2 protein-coding genes and 2 pseudogenes are annotated in these 3,357 nt (G+C 34.0%); 2 read left to right on the forward strand and 2 right to left on the reverse strand.

Annotation, left to right across the window (positions count from 1 at the left end):
• The coding region (locus tag U860_RS0130465) for a serine hydrolase domain-containing protein (protein WP_029953223.1) at nucleotides 1–1,025 on the forward strand (1,025 nt) is incomplete at its 5' end.
• Nucleotides 1,026–1,224: 199 nt separating this feature from the next.
• On the opposite strand, the pseudogene U860_RS35530 reads toward U860_RS0130465, so the two are convergent.
• Nucleotides 1,225–1,305: pseudogene (locus U860_RS35530) on the reverse strand (transcriptional regulator); the annotation flags it as partial.
• Between the two features lie 193 nt (nucleotides 1,306–1,498).
• Here U860_RS35530 and U860_RS0130475 point away from each other — a divergent pair.
• Nucleotides 1,499–2,338, forward strand: coding sequence for a peptidylprolyl isomerase (locus U860_RS0130475; protein ID WP_025151428.1), 840 nt, complete (start codon nucleotides 1,499–1,501; stop codon nucleotides 2,336–2,338).
• Between the two features lie 430 nt (nucleotides 2,339–2,768).
• Here U860_RS0130475 and U860_RS32345 read toward each other — a convergent pair.
• Nucleotides 2,769–3,160: pseudogene (locus U860_RS32345) on the reverse strand (helicase).
• Between the last annotated feature and the right edge of the window lie 197 nt (nucleotides 3,161–3,357).

A 3,357-nucleotide genomic window follows, 5' to 3' on the forward strand; every position in this document is an offset into this window, starting at 1 on the left:
ATCGTAATTCCGTCAAGCAAGTAATGCGGGATACATTGCAACTTGGATTCCCGGGGATACTTGCTAAAGCTTCCGAGGGTGGAAAAACGTGGAGTTATGCCGCTGGGGTAGCGGATCTGAGCAGCAAGAAACCAATGAAAACAGATTTTCGCTTTCGCATTGGCAGCGTGACGAAGACGTTCACTGCAACAGTTGTACTTCAATTAGCCGGAGAGAACCGCTTGAATCTAGACGACTCTATTGAAAAATGGTTGCCTGGTGTCATTCAAGGAAACGGATATAATGATAAACAGATTACTATCCGGCAATTATTGAACCACACAAGTGGTATCGCTGAATACACAAGGTCAAAAGACTTTAATCTTATGGATACTAAAAAATCGTATACGGCTGAAGAACTAGTAAAGATGGGGATTTCTCTTCCACCAGACTTTGCTCCAGGAAAGATCTGGTCTTATTCAAATACAGGATACGTATTACTAGGGATCCTTATTGAAAAAGTAACAGGGAACAGCTATGCGGAAGAGATTGAAAATCGGATTATTGAACCGCTTGAATTGTCGAATACATTCTTACCTGGCAATTCAAGCGTAATTCCAGGAACCAAGCATGCCCGTGGATATATCCAACTAGACGGAGCAAGTGAGCCAAAAGATGTTACTTATTATAACCCAAGTATGGGGAGCTCGGCTGGAGATATGATTTCTACTGCTGATGATTTAAACAAATTCTTCTCTTACTTACTTGGGGGTAAATTACTGAAAGAACAGCAACTAAAACAAATGCTTACTACTGTTCCTACAGGAGGAGCAAAAATCGATGGATATGGTCTTGGAATCTATGAAACTAAACTTCCAAACGGTGTCTCGATATGGGGACACACAGGTGGCATTCCAGGGTTTTGTACTTTTGTTGGAGGTACACTTGGAGGCAAGCATACGTTAGCCGTCAATTTGAACAGCATGGGTAAAGCTAACAGTCCTGACCCTTTTAAAAATATTTTACTTGCTGAATTTAGCAAGTAGGCAAAAGGGGAGAAAGGGAAAATTTGTAATAGTTTTTTATAGTTAAAAATATACTTTTCTAGTTCAAAAGCTCCAACTTATTTTCAAAAAAAATTTGGGGCTTTTTTGTTTTGGTGGCGTTTATTCTTCTTAAGTTGATGGATATGGGGTACCGTCACATTGCTATCAACTTAAGAAGTTAAATGTTCCCCAAAACGAAAAGATGGACTGCTCGACTTTTTTCTTCTTTTGTAATCCATCCCTGTTCAAAAAAAAGATTGGCTATTTCAGATCCCAACCAGAAATATGGGAACATCTTTCACTCCAGCCATTAGCTTATGCTTAAAAGCAGGTTGAAAACCTTTGTTTTTAGTGAATATATATTACATTTTCAATGAAAATAAACAACATCTATTTCTTATAAAAATTTTGTTTTATTAAGGAAATAAAATATACTAGACTATAAATCAATTTATAGAATGAGGTATAAAACATTGAATAAACGACATATTTTTATAGGTGCTGCAATGAGCAGTATTTTATTATTATCTGCATGTGGTAATTCAGATAATCTTGTTACATCGAAATCAGGAAATTTGACACAAGAAGAATTTAATAAAAAGTTAAAAGAGACAGCAGGAAAACCTGTTTTACAACAAGTAATGTTAGACAAGATTTTACTAGATAAATATAAAGTTTCAGATGATGAAGCAAAGAAAAAAGTTGAAGAATTAAAAAAACAAATGGGCGATAATTTTAAAGCCTATTTAACACAAGCTGGTGCTAAAGATGAAGATGATCTTAAAACGAAAATAAAAACGCAAATAGCCTTTGAAAAAGCTGTTAAAGCTTCAGTTACGGAAAAAGAAATGAAAGATTACTATAAACCAAAATTAAAGGCAAGTCATATTTTAGTAAAAGATGAAAAAACGGCGAAAGAAATAAAAGAAAAATTAAATAATGGAGAAGATTTTGCAGCATTAGCAAAACAATATTCAGAAGATCCTGGTTCAAAAGAAAAAGGTGGGGAATTACCTGAGTTTGGTCCAGGTGAAATGGATTCTAAATTTGAAGAAGCTGCTTATAAATTAGAAGCTGGACAAGTAAGTGATCCAATAAAATCTTCTTATGGTTACCATATTATTAAATTAACAGAGAAAAAAGAGTTAAAACCTTTTGATCAAGAAAAAGATAATATTCGTAAGGAATTGGAACAGAAGCGTTCACAAGATCAACAATGGCAACAACAATTCTTTAAAGATTTATTCAAGGAAGCAGATATAAAAATAACAGATAAAGATTTAAAAGATACTTTTAAAGAATTTGAAAAATAAAGCTATGTACAAAAAAAATAACCCCTAGGGGTTATTTTTTTTGTACATAGCTCTAAACTAATGAAATAAAATCTACTTACTTGCCTTAAAAATAAGTAGGAGTGTTTATTTCATTTTTATTATAACATCTTATATCTTAATTATGTATTTGTATAAAAATTAGCTATATCATTGTCATATTTATGTTGAATAAGGGGTCTCTCCACATCGCTATCAAGCTAATATTTTATAGTACCCCCAGAACGAAATTTTGTATTAGCTTGTAACAAAAAAGCTTATTTTTTTTGTTTTGGGGTATTTGCTTTTCTTAGCTTGATGGTGACGTGGTGATCCCTAAAAACAAGGACAATAAAAATACCGTCTAACGACGGTCTCATGAAGTAAAGCCCCCCTTTAGTTGAACAAAAGAAGGTAAGTTTCTCATGATTTCTCACTTCTTAAAGTTTTTTTGTTTGACAAAGATAAAGTGGTCTTCAGGCTTCCAAACGTGCAGATGGTCAGCAATGTATCCGCGTAGCCACAACACGCCATTAATTCGTCTAAGATAAAAGCCTTTCGGAAAATCATCGTCTTTAGTTAATATTTCCGATGCTATTATGATGGAGTCAGATGGAGCTTGATGTTGTTGTGAGGCATTCCCCAAATAACCTTCAGGCTGCACCTTGTATTAGAAGTCGTAAATTTATCATCAGCTAACAGTCTTTCTCCATACTCATTCATCAAAATGGAGTATTGTTGCAATTTTTGAATAAGCTGCGATTTCGTAAGTCCGCCAACCTCTACTGTTCTAGTAATAATTGGACAATCAGGGTATATTCGCATTTGTAGTCACTCCTAAAAAATTGGGTATAAGAATTTAAAATTAATACATTCTACAATTTTCCATATATCCCCTTGTTGGAGTACAGACCCATAGCTATCAAGCTAAGATTCTTAATTACCCTCATAATGAAAATTTTATATCTTTGCAAATTGTATTTCTCTACACCTGAAGGACAAGTTTTATTATCATTATGACA

This window comes from Bacillus sp. H1a (assembly GCF_000633475.1).
GTDB classification, from domain to species: domain Bacteria; phylum Bacillota; class Bacilli; order Bacillales; family Bacillaceae_G; genus Bacillus_A; species Bacillus_A paramycoides.